A 21,425-nucleotide genomic window follows, 5' to 3' on the forward strand; every position below is an offset into this window, starting at 1 on the left:
ACCGCCCGCAGCGTGCCGCAAATCAATCGTGGGAGAATCGCCCAATGCTCCGGACCACAACGCTGACCCTGACCGCCGTGTGCGCCCTCGCCCTGGGCGGCCTCGCCGCCGTACCAGCGACGGGCAGCACCGACGGAGACCACGAGTTCACCTCGGCCGACGGCCAGCGCGTCGACGACTCCGAGCTCTCGACCGCGGCGCGGCTGGCCGGGCAGGCGACCGAGGAGGTCAAGGGCCTGCTCACCGAGGACCCGGCCGCCCGACTGACCGCCGGCGACCGGCTCTACTACGCCGACACCTTCGAGGGCTCCGGCGAAGAGGCCGGCAACGAACCGGTGGCCCGCGCCTCGGCGCCGCTGTCCCAGACGTTCCGGCTGCACTCGCGTCCCGGGTCGCGTCGCACGATCTACCTCGACTTCAACGGCGAGCAGGTCTGCGACTCCGAGTGGAGCGACGGTCTGCGTCCGCGCTGCTACGACGCCGCGGGTTTCGACACCGACGGCCGTTCCGGGTTCAGCGCCGGCGAGCTCCGGGCGATCCAGAGCACGTGGCGCCGGACCGCGGAGGACTACGCGCCGTTCCAGGTCGACGTCACCACCGAGCTTCCGGACGCGGGTGCGCTGACCCGCTCGGGCTCGGCCGATGCGACGTACGGCGTGCACGCGGTGATCACCCGCTCGACCACGGTCCGCAACCAGGTCTGCGGTGGCCCGGGCTGTGCCGGCGTCGCGTTCGTCGGAGTCTTCCCCTACGCGGCGGCCAACAACGCCCGCGTCTTCTGGGTCTTCCCGCGTGAGGTCGACAACCGTCCCCAGCAGATGGGCCTCGTGGTCGCCCACGAGGCCGGGCACACCCTGGGGCTGAGCCACGACGGCAAGAACGGCGACGCCTACTACTCCGGCCACGGCATCTGGGCCCCGATCATGGGCTCCTCGATGCGCCCGCTCACCCAGTGGAGCCGGGGCGAGTACACCGGCGCCACCGAACGCGAGAACGACCTCTCCGTGATGCGCGCCTACGGGGCGCCGTACCGCGCGGACGACCACGCCTACCGGCTGAGCCGAGCCACCGTGCTGCGCGCCGGTGTCGCCCGACCCGGAGTGATCGGCAAGCGCAACGACACCGACGTGTTCCGCCTGCGTACGACGTGCCGCGCCCGGCTGAGCGTCCAGGTCGCCAACGCGCCGTACAGCCCGAACCTCGACGTGTCGCTGACCCTGCTCAACCGCAGCGGTCGGGTGCTGGCGCGGCGCAACCCGCTGTCGGCGGCCTCGGGCTCGCCGACCGGCCTCGACGCGACCTACCTCGCGACCCGGGCGGCCGGCACCTACTACGTGCGGGTCGACGGCGTCGGGGCACGCGACCCGCGCAGCACCGGCTACAGCGACTACGGCAGCCTGGGCAACTACCGCGTGAAGTTCCGCTCGCGTTGCGGCGTGCGCTGAGCTGAGTCTGGGCTCAGTCGGCCGCGAGGCGCTTGAGCGCGTTGCGGGCGATCTGCGGGTCGGTGGTCGCCCACATGGGCGGAAGGCTGGCCTTGAGGAAGTTGCCGTAGCGCGCCGTCACCAGCCGAGGGTCGAGTACGGCGACCACGCCCCGGTCGGTGTGGGTGCGGATCAACCGGCCCGAACCCTGCGCCAGCAGCAGTGCCGCATGCGTCGCGGCGACCTGCATGAACCCGTTGCCTCCTGACCGGTCGGCGGCCTTCTGGCGCGCCGACATCAGCGGGTCGTCGGGACGCGGGAACGGGATGCGGTCGATCAGCACGAGCTGGCACGTGTCGCCGGGGACGTCGAGGCCCTGCCAGAGGCTCAACGTTCCGAACAGGCAGGTGTGCGGGTCGGCGACGAACTGCTTCTGCAGCTCGGCCAGCTGGGCCTCGCCCTGGGCAAGCGTGGTCAGGTGCGGCAGCCTCTTGCGGACCTCTTCGGCTGCGGCCTCGGCGGCCCGCTTGCTGGAGAACAAGCCGAGGGTGCGGCCGTCGGCGGCGTCGATCAGGTCGACGATCTCGTCGAGCTGGGCCTTGCCGAGGCCGTCGCGCCCGGGCGGCGGCAGGTGGCGGGCGACATAGAGGATCGCCTGTTGGCCGTAGTTGAACGGCGAGCCGACGTCGATGCCGCGCCAGGGCAGCACCTCGTCGGTGCGTTCGACGACCTCGGTGGACGCGATGCGCTCGGTGGGCTTGAGACCCAGTGAGGAGGCGACGGTGGTGAAGTCGCCCCCCAACATCAGCGTGGCGGACGTGAAGACCACGGTCTTGTCGGTGAGCAGCTTGTCGCGCATCGGACCCCACACCTGGAGCGGTGCCACGCACAGCTGCGGCCCGCCGCGTTGCGGCTCGCGGTCGTTGCGCCACAGCACGTCGGACTCGAGGTCGGCGGCCATCCGCTCGGCGGTGGCGAAGATCTCCTGCACGCCGGCCTTGGCCTGGTTCTTGCCGGGGTCGGGGTCGTCGGACTCCTTGGGCATCGCGCCCAGGCACGCCCGCGCCCCGTCGCGCAACAGCACCAAGGCGTCGGCGAGCTGCTCGTCGACGCGGTCGATGCGCCCGGCCTCGGTGCGTTCGAGGGCGTCCTTCAACGCCCCGGCAGCGTCATCGAGCTCGTTGGCCTCGTCGCCGTCGACGTACCGCTGGGCACGTCGCGCGGCCCGCTCGACGTCACTGACACTCAGCTCGTCGGTGGCCGCCTGCGTGACACGGGCGGTCACCTCGTGGGCCTCGTCGACCACGACCACGTCGTAGTCGGGGATCATCGGGACGCCTTCGATGGCGTCGATGGCCAGCAGGCTGTGGTTGGTCACGATCAGCTGACTCTGCGCGGCCCGGTCGCGCGCAGCCTCGGCGAAGCACTCCTCCCCGAAGGGGCACTTCGCGCGACTGAGGCACTCGCGGGCGCTGACCGCGACCTGACGCCAGACCTTCTCGGTGTGGCGCGGCGCGTTGTCCTTCTCGCCGGTGCCGCCGGACTTCGCCTCCTCCTCGGCCCACTCGCGCAGCTTGATGACCTCGGCGCCCATCGACCCGGTGGGCAGCTCGACCAGGGCGCCCTGGTCGTCGGGCGCGCCCTCGCGCACCCGGTGGAGGCAGGCGTAGTTGGAGCGGCCCTTGAGGACGGCGTACGACGTGTCGATGCCGGGCTTGGCCTTCAGCGCATCGACCAGCCGCGGGATGTCGCGCTCGACGAGCTGGTGCTGCAGCGCGAGGGTCGCCGTGGCGACCACGACCCGCTTCTTGTGCAGCAGGCTCGGCACCAGGTAGGCCAGCGACTTTCCGGTGCCGGTGCCCGCCTGGACGAGCAGGTGCTCGTCGTCGGCCATCGCCCGGGCGACGGCCTCGGCCATCTGCACCTGGCCCGGGCGCTCCTGACCGCCGAGTGCCTCGACGGCTTCACCGAGGAGGGCGGCAACGGGGGTCAGGGAATCGGGGCTTTCAGGCACCCGGAAACCCTAACCGCCGGCACCGACAAGGGTCGGACGACGGCTCTGTCGGTCGCTTCACCACGAACCGCTCGTCCCTCGCTCCCCTGCCTCAGACGACGGCGCCGGAGTCCTGTGCATCGCGGACCTTGCGCTCCTTCTTCTCACGCGAGAACGGCGCGACCTTCTGCAGCAGGATCAGTGCCGGGGTCGCGGAGAAGACGGACGAGTAGGTACCGATGATCAGGCCGAGGAGCAGTGCGATCGCGAAGTCCTGCAGCGAATCGCCACCGAGCACCGCCAGGGCACCGAGGATGAACATGGCGCCGAGACCGGTGTTGATCGTGCGCGGCATGGTCTCGATGCAGGCCGTGTTGCTGACCTCGGCGAAGGTGCCTGTTCTGGTGCCCTGCCATCGTTCTCGAATGCGGTCGAAGACGACCACGGTGTCGTTGACCGACAGTCCGACGATGGTCAACGCGGAGGCCAGGAAGATGCCGTCGATCGGCTTGTCGAGCCAGGCGAAGATGCCGGTCACGATCAGCACGTCGTGGAACATCGCGCCCACCGCCGAGACAGCGAAGGTCCAGTGGAACCGGAACGCGAGGTAGATCATCTGCGCGATCAGCGCGATGAAGAAGGCCAGCAACGCCTTCTCCTTCAGCTCGTTGCCGAGGCTGGCGGCCACCGTGTCGTCACTGAACTGGGTGGTCTTGCCGGCCTCTGCGGTGAGGCCCTTCTCGATCTCGGCCTTCGTCGCGTCGTCGATGTCGCCGGCACGGATCGAGACCCGCTCGACGTCGTCGCTGCCCTTGACGATCTGTACGACGGCCTCGGGCACTCCCGCGTCGGCCACGATCTCACGAGCCGTGTCGGCCGAGATCGGCTTCGCCGTGGTGTATTCCATGGAACGACCGCCGGTGAACTCCAGGCCGTAGTTGAGCCCGTGCCCGAAGATGCCGACCAGGGCGAGGACCAGCGCGGCACCGGAGATGCCGAGCCAGATCTTGCCCTTGGCCATGATGTTCGGGTTCTTCTTGGTCAACCAGGTGCGGGCCCGTCCGACGTTCGCCAGACCGGTGATCCGCGGGCGCCTGGCAACGGCCTTGGTCGAGACGCCGATCTCGGTGAGCACGCGGGCGATCACCAGCGCGGAGACCATCGAGGCGATGACACCGATCGACAGGGTGACACCGAAGCCCTTGACCGAGCCGGAGGCCAGCAGGAAGAGCAGCGCAGCGGCCAGCAAGGTCGTGACGTTGGAGTCGATGATCGCGGTCCACGCCTTGTTGAAGCCGATCTGGAGGGCACGTCTCATGCCCGCCTTCGGATTCTCGGCGTACTCCTCCCTCGCTCTCTCGAAGACCAGCACGTTGGCGTCGATCGCGAGGCCGATGGCCAGCACGAACCCGGCGAGGCCGGGCAGCGTCAGCGTCGAGCCGAGCGCCAGCAGCATCGCGTAGGAAAGGACGGCGTACGACGTCAGCGCGATCGCCGCGAGCGCACCGACGAGGCGGTAGACGATGATGATGAAGAGGCCGGTGATGATCAGGCCGATGATGCCGGCCTCGGCGGAGGCGTCGATCGCCGCGTCACCGAGGGTCGGGCCGACGGTGCTCTGCGAGATGATCTTGACCGGAACGGGCAGGGCGCCGCCCTCGATCAGGATGGAGAGATCCTTGGCGGCCTTGTTGGAGAAGTTGCCGGTGATGTCGGTCTTGCCGCCCGTGATCCCCACGTTGCACTGGATGTCTTCGTTCACCTGAGGCGACGAGATGATCTTGCCGTCGAGCACGATGGCGATGCGACGCTTGGGGTCACCAGACGGGTTGCATGCCGCCTTGCCCGTGATTTCCCCGTATGCCTTGCCGCCACGGTCGTCGAAGTCGATGCTGACCGACCAGCCGACAGCGTTCTGGGCCTGGGTCGGAGTCGCTCCCTCGATGTCCGAGCCCTGAAGGGCGGCGGGGCCGAGTTCGAGGACCGATGAGTTGTCCTCATCGGGAAGGACTATGTCGCCCTTCTTGGTGGGCTTGGCATCAGGAGATGCTGCCGCTGCGACAACGGGATGCATGCTCAGCTGGGCGGTCTTGCCGATCGCTGCGACCGCGCGCTTGGGGTCCTGCAGGTCGGGCAGCTCGACGAGAATGCGATCGTCGCCGACCCGGGTCAGCGTCGGCTCGGCGACACCGAGAGCGTCGACACGACCACGCAGGATCTCGATCGCACGGTCGACGGACTCTGCGTCGGCCTTGACCTTGTCCGTGCTCTCGGCCTGCAGCATGATCTGCGTGCCGCCGCGAAGGTCGAGCCCGAGACGAGGCTCCTTGTTGAGGGCCAGTGCGACGCATCCGGCGAGAAGGCCGATGACGAGCAGGAGGCGAATGAGCGCACCACGTGACATGAGCGACATCTTCCCCCACACCTCCAAGCGGCCACGAATCGCCCTCTGAACGTGACCCGCTCGTGATCTCCGGGTTGATGCCTACGGGAGCCGGGCGACGACCAGGTCCCCGAAGGCGCGATGCCCGTCACGAGTCAGGTGCAGGCCGCCGTCGAGGTAGGCGAGATCGGCGTCGATCATCGACACGTAAGGCACGTGCGCACGAGCTGCCTCCGAGGCCAGGATGGAGTCCACATGCGCCGCTCCGGGCATGCGGTCGGGCGCCGGAACCGGGCCGACGATCACCACGCGGACGCCCTTGAGCACGCCCAGGACCCGGCGTACGCCGGTGCGCAGGGCGGTCTCCGACGAGTGGACGTCGTTGAGCCCGCCCTCGAGGATGACGAGGTCGGCTCCCCCACGCACTGAGCGCGCGGCACGGTCGGCGTACGACACCCGCCCGCACGGGCTGGCGTGGGCGCTGAAACCGGACCCGGAGAAGCCGTGGACGTGCACCTCGCCGGGCAGCTCCCGGGGCCAGGCCCGCGCCGCGTCCTCCAGGCCGAGGCCGACGGAGTAGGAGTCGCCGATCACGACCACGCGCTGGCCGCGGCCGGTGACGATCTGCTGCCGGTTCTGCGACTCGGCCGCGAACCGCTCGCACTTCGGCACGTCCTCACCTGTCGCCCGCTCGACGAGCGCGTACGACAACGCCGACACGAGCAGCACAGCGAGCAGTACGCCGACCCGGGCCGGCCACCGCGACACCAACGAAATCCCCACGTGCTCATTCTCCGTCGGAGGTGCTCGTTCGACCAATCAGACGGCGTACGCCGCCAGCTCGCCCGCGAGGTCCTCGTGGGCGCGGCCCTTGACCAGGGTGCCCTCGGCGGTGTGCTCGAGGGTCTCGATCTCGCCGCGCTGGTGCAACCGGTTGATCAGGTCGCCGCGCTCGTAGGGCAGCAACGCCGTGAACTCCACGCCCGGACGGGGCAGCTCGGCCTCAACCAGGGCCAGTGCCTCGGCGATGCCCTCGCCGGTCTTCGCGCTGACCACGACCGAGTGCTTCTCGCGCTGGCGCAGCCGGGCCAGCACCATCGGATCGGCGGCGTCGGCCTTGTTGATCACGATCAGCTCGGGGACCTTGCTGGCGTCGATGTCGGCCAACACCTCGCGCACCGCGGCGATCTGGCCCTCCGGGTCGGGGTGCGACCCGTCGACCACGTGCAGGATCAGGTCGGAGTCGGCGACCTCCTCCAGCGTCGAGCGGAACGCCTCGACCAGCTGGTGCGGCAGGTGCCGGACGAACCCGACGGTGTCGCTCATCGTGTAGATGCGGCCGTCCGCGGTCGTCGTACGGCGGGTGGTCGGGTCGAGGGTGGCGAACAGCGAGTCCTCGACCAGCACACCGGCGTCGGTGAGCTTGTTGAGCAGCGACGACTTGCCGGCGTTGGTGTAGCCCGCGATCGCCACCGACGGGATCGCGTGGCGCTGGCGCTCGGCGCGCTTGGTGTCGCGGGTGCCCTTCATCGCCTTCAGCTCACGACGGAGCTTGGCGATCTTGGTGTTGATGCGGCGCCGGTCGGTCTCGATCTTGGTCTCACCGGGACCACGGCCACCGATGCCGCCGCCGTCGGCGCCGACCCGCCCACCGGCCTGGCGGGAGAGGTTGCCACCCCAACCACGGAGGCGCTGCTTCATGTAGCTGAGCTGCGCCAGCTCGACCTGCGCCTGGCCCTCTCGAGACTTGGCGTGCTGGGCGAAGATGTCGAGGATCAGGGCGGTGCGGTCGATCGCCTTGACCTTGAGCTTGTCTTCGAGGTTGCGCAGCTGGCTGGGCGCCAGGTCACCGTCGAGGATGACCGTGTCGGCGCCGTTGGCGGCCACGATCTCGCGCAGGCCCTCGACCTTGCCGCGGCCGATGTAGGTCGCCGGGTCGGGCTTCTGACGACGCTGGTAGACGTTGTCGAGCACCTCGGAGCCGGCGGTCTCGGCGAGCAGGGCCAGCTCGGCCATGGAGTTCTCGGCGTCCTCGATGCTGCCCTCGGTCCAGACACCGACCAGGACGACGCGCTCGAGGCGCAGCTGGCGGTATTCGACCTCGGTGATGTCCTCGAGCTCGGTGCGCAGCCCGGCGACCCGGCGCAGCGCGTGACGCTCGGCCAAGTCCTGCTCGCCGGTGGTCAGCTCTTCGGGGTCGGGACCCTCGGTCGAGACGAGCTCGTCGGCCCCTTCATCGGCGTAGCCCGACTCGAAGTCGTCGTCGTCCCAGGTGTCGGTCTCGGCGAGCTCGGCGTCGAGGGAGAAGTCTTCAGATGCGTTCGTCATATGCCTTCAAGAGTAGGCCGCTCCCCCACGCCGTGCGAGCGAGTTTCAGTTCTGATGTCCGCTCAGCGGCCGCGGTTGATGCGCTCCGCGAGCTCCTCGGCCGAGTCCTTGGTGAAACCGCCGCTGATCTGGGTGCCGTCGTCGAGCTGCTTCCCGCACTCGACCTGGACGACCGGGGCGGAGACGATCTCGTCGTCGATCACGATCGCGATCTGGTTCGCAGGAGGTTCGGCGCAGGCCGCCGCAGCCGTGAGCTCACCGAACTTCTGGTCGCCCTGGTGGTTGAAGTCGAGCATGATCAGCCAGTCCACGGAATTGTCCGGAATCTCCGCCCTGGCGCTCGAGATGTCGTTCGCGACCAGCTCGGGAGGGCCCAGCTCGAGGACCTGCTTGCGGTCCGGATCCTCGAGCACGACGCCGCCCGGGCGGCTCGGCTCGGCATTGACTCCGGACGCGATCGCGACCACCGGATGGATGCTGAGCTTTGCCGGCTTCGCGGCCGACGAGGTCGACACCTTCGCGCGGTCGTCGCTGTCGTCGTCGTTGCAGCCCGTGAGTACGACGAGCAGCAGCACGCCGAGGCAGGTCCCGAGACGGCGCGTCACTTGGGAGGCATCCTGATACCGCCGTCGACGCGGATGACCTCGCCGTTCATGTAGGAGTTCGTCACGCACTCGACGACCATGCTGGCGAGCTCGTCGGGCACGCCGAGCCGCTTGGGGAACAGCACGCTCTCGCCGAGCTTGGCCTTGAACGCCTCGGACTCTGGCCCCTCGCCGTAGATCGGGGTGTCGATCAGGCCGGGCGCCACCGTGTTGACGCGGATGCCCGAGGACGACAGGTCGCGGGCGACCGGAAGGGTCATGCCGACGATGCCGCCCTTGGAGGCGCTGTACGACGCCTGCCCGATCTGGCCGTCGAACGCGGCGACCGAGGCCATGTTGACCACCACACCGCGCTGGCCGTCGGCGTCGGGGTCGTTGCGGCTCATCGCCGTGGCGGCCAGACGTAGCGCGTCGAAGCTGCCGATCAGGTTGATCGCGATCACCTTGCTGAAGGCACCCAGGTCGTGGGCGGAGTCGAACTCGCCGTCGCGACCGATCGTGCGCTGGGCCCACCCGATGCCGGCTGAGTTGACCAGCACCTTGAGGGGTCCGAGCTCACCGGCGGCCTCGACCGCCTGCTTGATCTGCTCCGTGTCGGTGACGTCGACCGCGACGAAGGCGCCGCCCACCTCGTCGGCGAGGGCCTGGCCCTTGTCGGCCTGGAGGTCCGCGACCACCACCTTCGCGCCCCGCGCGGCCAGCTGCCGCACCACGGCCGCGCCGATGCCCGAGGCGCCGCCGGTGACGATTGCACTTGCTCCTGTGATGTCCATGGGTCCGATCGTAGAAGAACGGCCGTGGCGTTCTCCGGCCGTTCGTTCGCCGGACCACCCCCGTTGGTTGTAGTTTCTCCTCACTGTTCCCTGTCGAAAGTCCCCGTCGAAAGTTGGCCCACGCATGACTTCTGCTCAGTTGCACGACTACTGGGACGGGTTCTACGACAGCGTGGCCTCCGGTGGCGTCCCCGGCGAGCCCTCGGCCTTCGCCCGGTGGGCGCACGAGCGGATCGCCCCCGGCGCCCCGGTCGTGGAGCTCGGCTTCGGTACGGCGCGCGACGCGTTCTTCTTCGCGAACAGCGCGCACCCGATCCGCGCCTACGACTTCGCGGAGGCCGCCGTACGCCATGCGCGCGAGCGTGCCGCTTCCGAGGCGCTCGACGCCGAGTTCGACGTACTCGACCTCTACGACGCCGACTCCGTCCTGTCTGCCGCAGCACAGCTGTCCGCGCTGACCGAGCCGGTGGTCTACGGACGCTTCCTGATCCACTCGCTGGAGGACCACGGCCGCACCAACCTGCTCGACCTGGCCGCGAAGGCGCTGGCCGGCGGCGGCGAGCTGCTGCTCGAGTTCCGCACCGGGCTCGATGCCGGCGGCACCCACCTCTTCGGCGACGACCACTTCCGGATCTACCTCGACCCCGACCACGTGGCCGGGGAGATCGTGGCGCGAGGCGGCACGATCACGCACCGCGAGGCGGGGCACGGGCTCGCGGTCTACAAGACCGAGGACCCCCACGTGGCGCGTCTGGCTGCCACCTTCAGCTGAGCCTCGCCAACGCGGCGGCGACCTTCGCGTCGTCGCGGTCCATGGCCGGGACGAGCAGCTCGGAGACGACGTCGACGACCTCCGCGAGGCGGCGGTTGACCATGCGGCACTCCTGCACCTCGTCCTCGAGGGCGGCCACGCGCCGGGTCAGCGCGGCGATCTGTGCACCGGCGGTCCCTTCGGGTTCGGTCTTGCTGTTCCTTCTCATTCGTTCCACCTCACGACCAGTCGACACACATCAGGGTCTTCGTTGCGGAAGCGGGCCAGCCCGCGCCCTTCCACGCGTTCGACGACGCGCCCGCCGCGCGCCTCGATCTCGCCGACGATGACGTCGGGGTCGAGGTGGCGACGCCGGGGCCGACGGAAGACGGTCGGCTCGCCCCTGCTCCGGTGGGTCCGGAACTCCAGGAACGTCCGTCCGCCTCTTCGCTGTGCCATCGACGCCAGCAACCAGAAGTCGCGGCGGCTCTGCAGCGGCAGTCCGTCGATCAGGAACCGGGCGTAGAGATGCGCGGGTGTGTCGGCGAAGGCCAGCCGTGAGCCGGCGATCAGCACCGACCGCGGGCTGTTCAGGTTGAGCGCGCCGAACGTGGCGGACGCCCCGTGCTGGTCAGCCAGGCTCCTGGCCCGTTCGATCGCGCCGGGTGCGAAGTCGAGGCCGGTGACCCGGAAGCCCCGGCCGGCGAACCACACCGAGTCCCTGCCGTTGCCCTGGCCCACGTCGACGACGGTGGCACCGGGCGGCAGCCGCTCGGCGACCCACTCCGCGAAGGCCGACTGCTCCTGCGGCACCCGGTCGGCGTTGGCCGAGCGGTAGAACTCATTCCAGACCCGGCGGCCCCGACGCGCGCCCTGCCAGTAGCCGGCCATGTGACGCGTGATGTCGACCGGGTGCTCGTAGCGGAACGACGGGTCCGGCACTCGCCATCCGGATCCGTAGATCACCTCGAGCAGCTCGTCGGGCCTGGCCGGCGCCACCACCTCGAGGCCCTCCAGCGTCACTGTCGAGGTGGGCAGCAGCGCCGAGCGGTCCAGGTCGCCGCGCACGTTGGGCAGCATGTGCAGCCGTCCGCCGAAGTAGTAGGCACCGAACACGTCGATGCCGACGCGTTGTCCGTCGGGCAGGTGCGCCCAGATCTTGAAGTCGTTGGCCGACATCCGGGCGATCTCGTAGCCGAGCGAGGCCAGCACCCGCTGTGCGGCCCGGGACTCCCGCGCGATGTCGAAGGGATGCGTGTGCCGGCTCAGGTAGGAGACGTCGGCGTCGGAGTCATGGCCGATCAGCCGCCCCTCACGCACTGCGCCGAGCAGGCAACCGAAGCTGAGGCACGCGTCGAGGCCGGCCTTCTCGCGCAGTCCGGCCAGCACCTGTCGGACCACCTCCACGAGCTCGCGCCGTGACTCCGGGCTGGCCGAGGCGAAGCTGGCCTGGAGCCGGCCGCCCTTGTCGACGACCAACGGTTGACCGGCACCGTCGCGCACGGACACCCGGTCGCCGGACGCGCCGAAGGTGACCTCCTCGTCGTACGCCGCGACGGCGGAGCCGATCGGTCGCACCGTCACGCGCGCCACGCCGTCGAGGAAGGAAAGCAATGCGGCCGGCCAGGGCACCACCCAGCCGTCCGCCTCCTCCGCGCCGTCACGGGCGGGGTGGAACGACCACACCCGGACACCGTCGAAGAGGACGTCCATTGCCTGGAGCGTCGGGTCGAGGCGGATGCCGTCACGCGACACGTTCCACCCACGCTCCATGTGACCCTCCCGGTCGTCAGGGAGAAGCGTAGGGACCGCCGCTCGTCAGCGGGCGCGAATCGCCGGAACCGCGGGCGCCCGGTTGAGGGTGCCGGGTTCAGAGGGAGGTGACGCCCTCGGCCACGAGCACGGCCGGGCCGGTCATCAGGACGCGGTCATCCCGGGTCCACGTGATGCTGAGGGACCCGCCCGGCACGTCCACGGTGTACGGCGTACCGCGCTCGGCGCCGTCGGCCCGCGCGGCGGCCACCATGACCGCGCAGGCACCGGTGCCGCAGGACCGGGTCTCACCGGAGCCGCGCTCGTGCACGCGCATCGCGACGTGCTGCTCCCCGCGGCGTACGACGAACTCGACGTTGACGCCCTGCGGATAGACGGCGTGGTCGTAGTCCGGCTCGTCGAACAGCCGGCCTGCATCATCGAGCGAGTCGACGAACGTGACCGCGTGGGGGTTGCCCATGTCGACGTTGACCGCGGCCCACGTGTGCTCCCCGACGGTGACCTTGGAGTCGGAGCCGAAGGTCGGCGTGCCCATGTCGACGGTGATCTGGTCGGCGCCGTCGAAGGTGATCGTCTTGATGCCGTCGCGGGTGGCCACCGGCAACGGGTCGCGCGGGTCGACCGATGCGTGGGTGGCGAGGTAGAGCGCGAAGACGCGGATGCCGTTGCCGCACATCTCCGAGAGCGAGCCGTCGGAGTTGCGGTAGTCCATGAACCAGCGCGCCTGCCCGCGGGCAGCCACGGCAGCCGGGTCGTCGGTGGCATCGGTGCGGACCACCCGGATCACCCCGTCGCCGCCGATGCCGGCTCGGCGGTCGCACAGTCGGGCAACCTGCTCGGCGGTCAGCTCAAGGGTTCCGTTGGCGTCGGGCAGCAGCACGAAGTCGTTCTCGGTGCCGTGGCCCTTCACGAAGGCGTAGTCAGTCACCCGACCATCATCCCATCCCGGTCAGCGCACCACGCGGTAGCGCCCACACATGAACGCACGGTTCTGCGCGACCTCCAGCAGCTCGAGGTCGAGTGCCCGCGGCAGCAGTGGCGCGCCGGAGCCGAGCGTCACCGGGGCGTACTGCACCCAGACCTCGTCAAGCAGCCCCGCGTCGGCGAACTGGCCGACGAGGTCACCGCCGCCGACCAGCCAGATGTTCCTGCCGTCGGCCACCTCGGTGATCTCCGCGTGCACCGCGCGGACGTCGTCCTGGGTGAAGCGGACGTCACCGCCACCGTTCTTGGCCGGCAGCTCGCGGTGGGTGAAGACCCACGTCGGGCTGGTGTAGTCCCAGGTCTCGTGGTTCTTGACGATCCATTCGTACGTCGTCGCGCCCATCACCAGCGCGCCCTTCTCGGCACCGAAGGCCGGGTAGGCCATCGGGCCCTCCATGTCGATGTCCTGCTTGAGGAGCCAGGCGAGGGAGTTGTCGTCAGTCGCGATGAAGCCGTCGAGACTGCTTGCCGTGTAGTACTGGGTCACCATGACGCCAGTCTGCCTGTGTCACGACCCGGATGTCTTGATCAATCTTGCTGCCCGATCGCGGCCAGCACCCTCTCCACGAGGTCCGGCGCATCCCACGGCACCCAGGTGACGCGCGGGTCCTTGCGGAACCACTGGTCCTGGCGCCGGGCGAACCTGCGGGTGGCCACCCGGGTCGACTCCTTGGCCTGCTGGAGGGTGAGCTCGCCGTCGAGGTGCCGGATCACTTCGGGGTAGCCGATCGCCCGCGACGCGGTGACCGCGTCACGCAGCCCGCGCTCGCACAGGGCGGCCACCTCGTCGACGAACCCGTCGTCGAACATCTGGTCCACGCGTTGCCCGATGCGCACGTCGAGGGTCGACCGGTCGATGTCGACGCCGATCTGGTGGGCGCCGTCCATCACGTAGTGCAGCGTGGGCAGGCCCGCGCCGTACGGCTTGCCAGTGAGCGTGATGACCTCGAGCGCGCGCACGATGCGGCGACCGTTGCCGGGGAGAATCCCCTGTGCTGCTTGGGGATCGAGCTCCTGAAGTCGCTTGTGCAACGCTCCGGACCCCTTGGCCTCGAGCTCCTCCTCGAGTGCGCGTCGTACGACGGGGTCGGTGCCGGGGAATTCGAAGCTGTCGAGGATCGCCCGGGTGTAGAGCGCGGAACCGCCGACCAGGATCGGCGCGACCCCGCGCCCCCGCAGGTCAGTGATGGTGTCGCGGGCCAGTCGCTGGAAGTCAGCCACGGTGGCGATCTGGTCGATGTCGAGGAAGTCGAGGAGGTGGTGCGTGATGCCACGGCGCTCGTCGTACGGCAGCTTGGCGGTGCCGATGTCCATGCCCCGATAGACCTGCATCGCGTCCGTGTTGACCACTTCGCCCCCGAGCCGCTCAGCGAGATCCAGGGAGAGACCGGTCTTCCCGGCTGCAGTTGCGCCCACGATTGCGACAACTGGGGGTGAGTGGTCCGGCGACATGGGGCTAGTCTTTCAAACGAATCTCTCGGGTCGCGGCAAGTGCGGCCACAGCAACCGAACGGAGCAGGACATGGGTTTCCTGGACAAGCTCAAGGGCAAGGCATCCGACGCTGTCGACAAGCACGGCGACAAGGTCTCCGACGGCCTCGACAAGGCCAAGGACTTCATCGACGACAAGACCGGCGGCAAGCTGGGCGACAAGGGCGACGCCGCGGTCGACAAGGCCAAGGACGCCCTCGACGGCCTCGACGGAAAGAACGACGACATCAAGTGATGGTCGCCCCGGCCTTCGGCTGAGAATCTGCTGAACGTCTTCGCGGGCCCGGTGCCAAAACGGCACCGGGCCCGTGGACATTTCACGACCGATCGTGTGTGGATTGAGAGGACAAGTCGGGACAACCGACCCAACCTCACTCGGGAGATGGTTCAGGTGACGGAACAGCTAGGAAACCTCGGCGGCCAGGCCGGCGAAGCAGCCAACAAGTACGGGGATCAGATCGGAGACCTGGCCGAGAAGGCCGGCGACTTCATCGACGACAAGACCGGCGGCAAGTACACCGAGCAGATCGACGCGGGCGTCGACAAGGTGAGGGAAAGCCTCGGTGGACAGGGCGACGAGGGCGGGGCATCGCCCGCCGATGCGCCCTCCGACCAAGCCTCCTCCGAAGGCGGCGCCGAGTCCGAGGGCGGCGACTCCGGCGGCCTCGGCGACTCCGGCACCAGCGAATCCGAGTCCGGCACAGGAATCCCCTCCGAGAGCGGACAGCCCGAAGGCGGCGACTCCGGCGGCCTCGGCGACTCCGGCACCAGCGAAGGCGGCGAGTCCGGCGGCTTCGGCTCCTCCGAGTCCGAGTCCGGCACAGGAATCCCCTCCGAGAGCGGACAGCCCGAAGGCGGCGAGACCGGCGGCTTCGGCGACTCCGGCACCAGCGAAGGCGGCGAGTCTGGCGGCTTCGGCTCCTCCGAGTCCGAGTCCGGCACAGGAATCCCCTCCGAGAGCGGACAGCCCGAAGGCGGCGAGTCTGGCGGCTTCGGCGACTCCGGCACCAGCGAAGGCGGTCAGCCCGAAGGCGGCGAGACCGGCGGCTTCGGCGACTCCGGCACCAGCGAAGGCGGCGAGTCCGGCGGCTTCGGCGACTCCGGCACCAGCGAGAGCGGACAGCCCGAAGGCGGCGAGACCGGCGGCTTCGGCGACTCCGGCACCAGCGAAGGCGGACAGCCCGAGGACGGCGAGTCCCCGACGTACGGCTGAACCACCCACACCAGCACCGGCCCGTCACGAACCTTCCTCGTGGCGGGCCGGTGTTGCGTCCGGCCCGAGCAAGGCAACCCCTAGGCTCACCGGCATGACTGATCGTTTCGTGGTGGTGCCCGCGTCGTACGTCTTCCTGCTCCGCGAGGGCGAGCACGGCACCGAGGTGCTGCTGCAGTGGCGGCAGAACACCGGCTACATGGACCAACGCTGGGCGGCGGCCGCCGCCGGCCACGTCGAGAAGGGCGAGACCGCGTTCCAGGCCGCCCAACGGGAGGCGACCGAGGAGATCGGCGTCACCGACATCGCCCTCGAGTTCCTCACGTCGATGCATCGCACCCAGGGCGGCGAAGCGATCGACGAGCGCATCGACTTCTTCTTCACCGCCCGCACCTGGTCGGGCGAGCCGACGATCATCGAACCGCTCAAGTGCGGTGAGATCCGCTGGTTCCCGCTGGCGGACCTGCCCGACGAGGTGGTGCCCCACGAGTTGCAGGTGCTCCGCGGGCTCAAGTCCGGCGACGTGCCGCCGTACACCACCCACGGGTTCTCCGTCAGCTGATGCAGGCATCACCTGCGCATCGTTAGGGTCGAGGCACAGGCCGAACCAGCGAGAGGAACGCACATGTCAGAGTCCGAAGAGCAGGCCGCGCCCGACACCGAGGAAACCGCCCATGGCACGGAGGAGGGCACGGGGGACGGCACGAGCGACGTCGGCGCGATGCCCGAGGCAACCACCGAGGAGCCCGAGGTCTACCCCGGCGGTGCGGACTCCATCGAGGGGCCGGAGCACGGCGACACCCCCGGAGACCCGGTGCCCCGCGACCTCGATCCGGAGGACAACCCGGCGATCGGCGAGGACGAGGTCCCCGACGAGATCAAGCAGCTGGACGACAAGCAGCAGGAGCCCGACGAGGGCACCTCCGGCGAGGACGACACTCCCCCGGAGCCCTCCGCCTGAGCGGGCTGGCTGAGCGGGCTGGCTGAACGGGCTGGCATCTGACAAGGATGCGGTTTGCAGTCATCAGGTGACTTCAGATCGCATCCTTGTCGCTTCAGCACCGTGCTGCACGGCGGTCTGCGCTCACGGGACTGGTTGTCCACAGGCCAGTCGAGCGGGACTGGCAAAGGCGTCCAGCACGATCGACGATCGAGCGCATGGAAAGACTCGCTGAACTGCTGCGTGATCAGGATGGTGTGGTCAGTCGACGCCAGGCCCTCGATCGCGGTGTCACGGACAACGACCTTCGCCGGCTGGTGCGCAACCGTCTCCTCACGCCCGTGCATCCGGGCGTGTACGTCGACCACACGGGGCCCATGACCTGGCACCAGAAGGCCTGGGCCGCAGTCCTCTACTCGTGGCCGGCCGCGCTGTCCCACGACTCGGCCCTGCGCGCCGCTCAAGGACCCGGGCGTCGCACCGACTCCCACGGCCCCAGAGCCGATCAGCCTGCCCACAGCACCGACGCACCGATCCACGTGGTGATCGCGGCGCGGCGCAAGGTGTCGACCCAGCCCGGCATCGTGATCCACCGGATGACCGGCCTCTCCTCGCGCGTGCAGTGGAACCGGTCGCCACCCCGCCTGAGAATCGAAGAGGCCGCGATCGACCTCGCCGCCGAGGCATGCACCGAGTTCGACGCGGTCGCCGTGCTCGCGGGCATCGTCTCCTCGCGTCAGTCCACGCCACCTCGGCTGCTCGAGGCACTCGACGGCCGCACGCGCATCGCGCGACGTGAGTTCCTGCACGACGTGCTGCAGGACGTGGCTGCCGGAACGTGCTCGGTGCTCGAGCACGGCTACCTCACTCGAGTCGAACGACCGCACGGCCTGCCGATCGCCGTACGTCAGGCCGTGGACCTCTCCCGCGGCACGCTCTATCGCGACGTGCTCTACAAGGACTACGGCCAGGTGGTCGAGCTCGACGGGCGCATCTTCCACTCCGGTGCCCGCAACAGGGACCACGACCTGGACCGTGATCTCGATGCCGCAGCCGACGGCCTGGGCGGTGTGCGCCTCGGGTGGGGCCAGGTCTTCGACCGGGCCTGTCGCACGGCCGCGAAGTTGGGAGCGATCCTGCAGCGTCAGGGCTGGCCCGGCGACTTGCGGCGGTGCCCCGAATGCGGCGCGGCCAGCACTCGACTGCTGCCCCCGGGCGCCTGATCGGATCAACGTGGAAGATCCCAGTCACCCGATAACTGCGATCCTCCGCGTTGTCCGATCGGTCACGAGATCGAGCAGCCAGGTGCGTCAGCCAGCGGCGCGGGAGCCCCGATCGACGGCATGCCGAGGCCCACACCGGTCGGTGCAGCGGAGCGCCCCTCCCACGCGTCGCCGGCGCGGGTACGACGCACGGACAGCACCGGGCCGTCCGCGATGAGGTGGTGCGGTGCCGCCTGGGTGAGGGTCACGGTCACCATGTCGCCGGGGCGGACACCCTCAGCGGCCTCGGGGTTGAAGTGGACCAGCCGGTTGTCAGGACCCCGACCGGAGAGCCGGTGCGTGGCGGCGTCCTTGCGGCCCTCGCCCTCGGAGACCATCAGCTCGACGGTGCGGCCGACCAGCGCCTCGTTCTCCTGCCAGGCGATGTCGTTGACCACCGCGACGAGGCGCTGGTAGCGATCGGCCACGACCGCCGGTGAGACCTGGTCGTCGAGCGTGGCGGCGGGAGTGCCCGGGCGCTTGGAGTACTGGAAGGTGAAGGCGCCGGAGAACCGGGCCTCGCGCACGACGTGCATCGTCTCGAGGAAGTCCTCCTCGGTCTCGCCGGGGAAGCCGACGATGATGTCGGTGGTGATCGCCGCGTCGGGCATCGCCGCACGGACCCGCTCGATGATGCCGAGGAACTTCTTCTGCCGGTAGGACCGACGCATCTCCTTCAAGACACGATCGGAGCCGGACTGCAGCGGCATGTGCAGCTGGGGCATCACGTTGGGTGTCTCGGCCATCGCCTCGATGACGTCGTCGGTGAACTCGGCCGGGTGCGGCGAGGTGAAGCGCACCCGCTCGAGTCCCTCGACCTCGCCGCAGGCACGCAGCAGCTTGGAGAATGCCTGGCGGTCGCCGAACTCGACGCCGTACGCATTCACGTTCTGGCCGAGGAGGGTGATCTCGGTGACGCCGTCGGCGACCAGCGCCTCGACCTCGGCCAGGATCTCGCCGGGGCGGCGGTCCTTCTCCTTGCCGCGCAGCGCCGGCACGATGCAGAACGTGCAGGTGTTGTTGCAGCCGACCGAGATCGACACCCACGCGGCGTACGCCGAGTCGCGCTTGGTCGGCAACGTGGAGGGGAACACCTCGAGGGACTCGAGGATCTCGACCTGGGCCTCCTGCTGCACCCGGGCCCGCTCGAGCAGCACCGGCAGCGAGCCGATGTTGTGGGTGCCGAACACGACGTCGACGTACGGCGCCTTCTCGGTGATCGTGGCGCGGTCCTTCTGGGCCAGGCAGCCACCGACCGCGATCTGCATGTCGGGATTCTTCGCCTTGATCGGCGCCAGGTGCGACAGGTTGCCGTAGAGCTTGTTGTCGGCGTTCTCGCGCACGGCACACGTGTTGAAGACGACGACGTCGGCCTGCTCACCCTCCGGAGCAGCGGCGTACCCCGCGGTCTCGAGCAGGCCGGTCAGTCGCTCGGAGTCGTGGACGTTCATCTGGCACCCGTAGGTGCGGACCTCATACGTGCGTGCGCTCATAACGGGTCAAGGGTACGGCGGCAAGCGTGGCGGCACCCAAAGCACAGTGGATCGCCCAGAGCGAGTCGGCCAGAGTGGATCGGTCAGAAGGGCGCGATCTTGGCCGCCGGCGTGAAGATCTCGTCCAGGGCGGCGAGGTCGTCGAGGCTCGGCACCCATCCACGCGCGCGAGCGTTCTGACGGACCTGTTCGGGCGTGGTCGCTCCGGCGATGACCGAGGCGACCGGGTCCTGGGCCAGCAGCCACGAGAACGCCACGGTCACCTCGTCGAGATCGCGCTCGGCGGCGTAGGCACCGAACGCCTTCAGCTGCGCGTAGTCGGCGTTCTCCAGCACCGCGGGGCGACTCGCCAGCCGGGACCCCTCCGGCACCGAGCCGTCGGAGTACTTCCCGGTGAGCAGGCCGTTGGCCAGCGGGAAGAACGGCAGGACGCCCAGGCCGTAGGCGCGTGACGCCGGCAGCACCTCGAGCTCGGCGCGACGATCGAGCAGGTTGTAGTGGTTCTGCGCCGAGACGAAGCGCTCGGCCCCGAGCTCCCTCGCCGCGAACTCGGCCTCGGCGATCTGCCACCCGGCCCGGTTGGAGTGCCCGAGGTAGCGAACCTTGCCGGACTTCACCAAGGTGTCGAGCGCGGCCAGCGTCTCGTCGATCGGGGTCAACGGGTCGGGGGTGTGGAACTGGTAGAGGTCGATGTAGTCGGTGCCGAGCCGGCGCAGGGAGGCCTCGACCGCCTGGATCACGTAGCGCCGCGAGCCGCGCGCCCCGAAGTCCGGGCCGTTGGCACCGCGGGCGTCCATGCCGAACTTGGTGGCCACGACCACCTCGTCGCGCCGGCCGGCCAGCGCCTTGCCGAGCCGCGTCTCGGACAGTCCACCCTCCGCGCCGTACGAGTCGGCGGTGTCGAAGAACGTCACCCCCGAGTCGAGGGCGGCACCGATCAACGCGTCGGTGCCTTCCTGGGTGTACGTCGCGGTGTTCTCGCGCCCGAGGTTGTTGCAGCCCAGGCCGATGGCGGAGACCACCAGACCCGAGTCGCCGAGACGGTGGTGGCTCATGTCGCTCATGCTCAGATGCTAGTCACACCTCTCGCGCGAGACACGATTCGGTCTCAGTCTCCACAGGCGCGCGAAGTTGTGGCCGCGACCGCCCGGAAACCGCTACGTTACTGGGATGACTGTGACGGAACACGGGGCCACCGAGGCAGCGACCGGTCAACCGCTCGTCGTGCTCGACGGCGTGAACAAGTGGTACGGCGACCTGCACGTGCTGCAGGACATCAACGTGACCATCAAACGCGGCGAGGTCGTCGTCGTGATCGGGCCTTCCGGGTCGGGCAAGTCGACGCTGTGCCGCGCGATCAACCGGCTCGAGACCATCCAGAAGGGGTCGATCACCCTCGACGGCAAGGCGCTCCCCGAAGAGGGCAAGGCGCTGGCCGCCCTCCGGGCCGACGTCGGCATGGTCTTCCAGAGCTTCAACCTCTTCGCGCACAAGACGATCCTCCAGAACGTCACGCTCGGGCCGATCAAGGTCCGCAACAAGAAGAAGGCCGAGGCCGAGAAGCGCGCCAAGGAGCTCCTCGACCGGGTCGGCATCGGCCACCAGGCCGCGAAGTATCCCGCTCAACTCTCCGGTGGCCAGCAGCAGCGCGTGGCGATCGCCCGGGCGCTCGCGATGGACCCCAAGGTGATGCTCTTCGACGAGCCGACCTCGGCGCTCGACCCCGAGATGATCGCGGAGGTCCTCGACGTCATGGTCGACCTGGCCAAGCAGGGCATGACGATGGTCGTGGTCACCCACGAGATGGGCTTCGCCCGTACGGCGGCCGACCGGGTCATCTTCATGGCCGACGGCGCGATCGTCGAGGAGAACACCCCCGAGGAGTTCTTCACCAACCCGCAGTCCGATCGCGCCAAGGACTTCCTCGGCAAGATCCTCAAGCACTGACCCAAGAACTGCACAGCTCAATCTGCACAGCATCGAAACCCGTGCCGGGGACCCGGCCACCACAA

General features: G+C 69.3%; 21 protein-coding genes. 8 read left to right on the plus strand and 13 right to left on the minus strand.

What is annotated here, in order from left to right; genetic code table 11:
* Positions 1-44: 44 nt before the first annotated feature.
* Entirely contained in the window at positions 45-1,445 is a 1,401-nt protein-coding gene (locus ASD30_RS13320; RefSeq protein WP_056682060.1) for a zinc-dependent metalloprotease family protein, read from the plus strand.
* A gap of 13 nt (positions 1,446-1,458) precedes the next feature.
* Here the strand turns inward: ASD30_RS13320 and ASD30_RS13325 are convergent, their stop codons facing one another.
* The 6 genes from ASD30_RS13325 to ASD30_RS13350 form a co-directional block, all read right to left on the minus strand.
* Positions 1,459-3,438, minus strand: a complete 1,980-nt coding sequence (locus ASD30_RS13325) for an ATP-dependent DNA helicase (protein WP_056682063.1) — start codon at positions 3,436-3,438, stop codon at positions 1,459-1,461.
* Positions 3,439-3,529: 91 nt separating this feature from the next.
* Positions 3,530-5,821: a protein translocase subunit SecD gene (gene secD, locus ASD30_RS13330; protein WP_056684936.1), complete on the minus strand. Its 2,292-nt coding sequence runs from the start codon at positions 5,819-5,821 to the stop codon at positions 3,530-3,532.
* Between the two features lie 81 nt (positions 5,822-5,902).
* Positions 5,903-6,583 (minus strand): SGNH/GDSL hydrolase family protein, encoded by a 681-nt coding sequence (locus ASD30_RS13335; protein WP_156393643.1) that lies wholly within the window; start codon positions 6,581-6,583, stop codon positions 5,903-5,905.
* A 36-nt stretch (positions 6,584-6,619) separates the two neighbouring features.
* Entirely contained in the window at positions 6,620-8,128 is a 1,509-nt protein-coding gene (gene hflX, locus ASD30_RS13340; RefSeq protein WP_056682069.1) for a GTPase HflX, read from the minus strand.
* Positions 8,129-8,190: 62 nt separating this feature from the next.
* On the minus strand, positions 8,191-8,733 hold the full coding sequence (locus tag ASD30_RS13345; RefSeq protein ID WP_056682072.1) for a SecDF P1 head subdomain-containing protein: 543 nt from the start codon (positions 8,731-8,733) through the stop codon (positions 8,191-8,193).
* Positions 8,730-9,506 carry an SDR family NAD(P)-dependent oxidoreductase gene (locus tag ASD30_RS13350; protein WP_056682074.1) on the minus strand — a complete coding sequence of 259 codons (777 nt, stop codon included), beginning with the start codon at positions 9,504-9,506 and terminating at the stop codon, positions 8,730-8,732. The genes ASD30_RS13345 and ASD30_RS13350 overlap by 4 nt, the downstream gene beginning before the upstream one ends.
* Before the next feature lie 124 nt (positions 9,507-9,630).
* Here ASD30_RS13350 and ASD30_RS13355 point away from each other — a divergent pair, with 124 nt between their 5' ends.
* On the plus strand, positions 9,631-10,278 hold the full coding sequence (locus ASD30_RS13355; protein WP_156393644.1) for a class I SAM-dependent methyltransferase: 648 nt from the start codon (positions 9,631-9,633) through the stop codon (positions 10,276-10,278).
* Here ASD30_RS13355 and ASD30_RS13360 read toward each other — a convergent pair.
* From ASD30_RS13360 to miaA, 5 genes are all read right to left on the minus strand, one after another.
* Entirely contained in the window at positions 10,271-10,486 is a 216-nt protein-coding gene (locus ASD30_RS13360; protein WP_056682081.1) for a DUF6752 domain-containing protein, read from the minus strand. The two genes, ASD30_RS13355 and ASD30_RS13360, sit on opposite strands and share 8 nt — an antisense overlap.
* Complete coding sequence (locus ASD30_RS13365; protein WP_056682085.1) at positions 10,483-12,030, minus strand: class I SAM-dependent methyltransferase; 1,548 nt, start codon at positions 12,028-12,030, stop codon at positions 10,483-10,485. The genes ASD30_RS13360 and ASD30_RS13365 overlap by 4 nt, the downstream gene beginning before the upstream one ends.
* A gap of 97 nt (positions 12,031-12,127) precedes the next feature.
* Positions 12,128-12,958, minus strand: a complete 831-nt coding sequence (dapF, locus tag ASD30_RS13370) for a diaminopimelate epimerase (protein WP_056682089.1) — start codon at positions 12,956-12,958, stop codon at positions 12,128-12,130.
* Between the two features lie 21 nt (positions 12,959-12,979).
* Entirely contained in the window at positions 12,980-13,504 is a 525-nt protein-coding gene (locus ASD30_RS13375) for a dihydrofolate reductase family protein (protein WP_056682092.1), read from the minus strand.
* Between the two features lie 38 nt (positions 13,505-13,542).
* Positions 13,543-14,466: a tRNA (adenosine(37)-N6)-dimethylallyltransferase MiaA gene (gene miaA, locus ASD30_RS13380; protein WP_056682095.1), complete on the minus strand. Its 924-nt coding sequence runs from the start codon at positions 14,464-14,466 to the stop codon at positions 13,543-13,545.
* A 70-nt stretch (positions 14,467-14,536) separates the two neighbouring features.
* Between miaA and ASD30_RS13385 the strand changes: the two genes are divergently transcribed.
* From ASD30_RS13385 to ASD30_RS13405, 5 genes are all read left to right on the plus strand, one after another.
* Positions 14,537-14,740 carry an antitoxin gene (locus ASD30_RS13385; protein ID WP_056682099.1) on the plus strand — a complete coding sequence of 68 codons (204 nt, stop codon included), beginning with the start codon at positions 14,537-14,539 and terminating at the stop codon, positions 14,738-14,740.
* 156 nt (positions 14,741-14,896) lie between these two features.
* Complete coding sequence (locus ASD30_RS13390; protein ID WP_162250964.1) at positions 14,897-15,718, plus strand: antitoxin; 822 nt, start codon at positions 14,897-14,899, stop codon at positions 15,716-15,718.
* A gap of 94 nt (positions 15,719-15,812) precedes the next feature.
* Complete coding sequence (locus tag ASD30_RS13395; protein WP_056682105.1) at positions 15,813-16,280, plus strand: NUDIX hydrolase; 468 nt, start codon at positions 15,813-15,815, stop codon at positions 16,278-16,280.
* Between the two features lie 63 nt (positions 16,281-16,343).
* Positions 16,344-16,679 (plus strand): hypothetical protein, encoded by a 336-nt coding sequence (locus ASD30_RS13400; RefSeq protein ID WP_056682108.1) that lies wholly within the window; start codon positions 16,344-16,346, stop codon positions 16,677-16,679.
* Positions 16,680-16,876: 197 nt separating this feature from the next.
* Positions 16,877-17,881 (plus strand): type IV toxin-antitoxin system AbiEi family antitoxin domain-containing protein, encoded by a 1,005-nt coding sequence (locus tag ASD30_RS13405; protein ID WP_056682112.1) that lies wholly within the window; start codon positions 16,877-16,879, stop codon positions 17,879-17,881.
* A 62-nt stretch (positions 17,882-17,943) separates the two neighbouring features.
* Here ASD30_RS13405 and miaB read toward each other — a convergent pair whose 3' ends face one another.
* Both miaB and ASD30_RS13415 read right to left on the minus strand, forming a co-directional pair.
* The gene (miaB, locus tag ASD30_RS13410; protein ID WP_056682114.1) at positions 17,944-19,413 is read right to left on the minus strand and encodes a tRNA (N6-isopentenyl adenosine(37)-C2)-methylthiotransferase MiaB; all 1,470 of its coding nucleotides are present in this window, start codon (positions 19,411-19,413) and stop codon (positions 17,944-17,946) included.
* Between the two features lie 83 nt (positions 19,414-19,496).
* On the minus strand, positions 19,497-20,477 hold the full coding sequence (locus tag ASD30_RS13415) for an aldo/keto reductase (protein ID WP_200951151.1): 981 nt from the start codon (positions 20,475-20,477) through the stop codon (positions 19,497-19,499).
* Positions 20,478-20,583: 106 nt separating this feature from the next.
* Between ASD30_RS13415 and ASD30_RS13420 the strand changes: the two genes are divergently transcribed.
* Entirely contained in the window at positions 20,584-21,360 is a 777-nt protein-coding gene (locus ASD30_RS13420; RefSeq protein ID WP_056682118.1) for an amino acid ABC transporter ATP-binding protein, read from the plus strand.
* Positions 21,361-21,425 lie beyond the last annotated feature (65 nt).

The organism is Nocardioides sp. Root140 (assembly GCF_001426745.1).
Taxonomy (GTDB): domain Bacteria; phylum Actinomycetota; class Actinomycetes; order Propionibacteriales; family Nocardioidaceae; genus Nocardioides.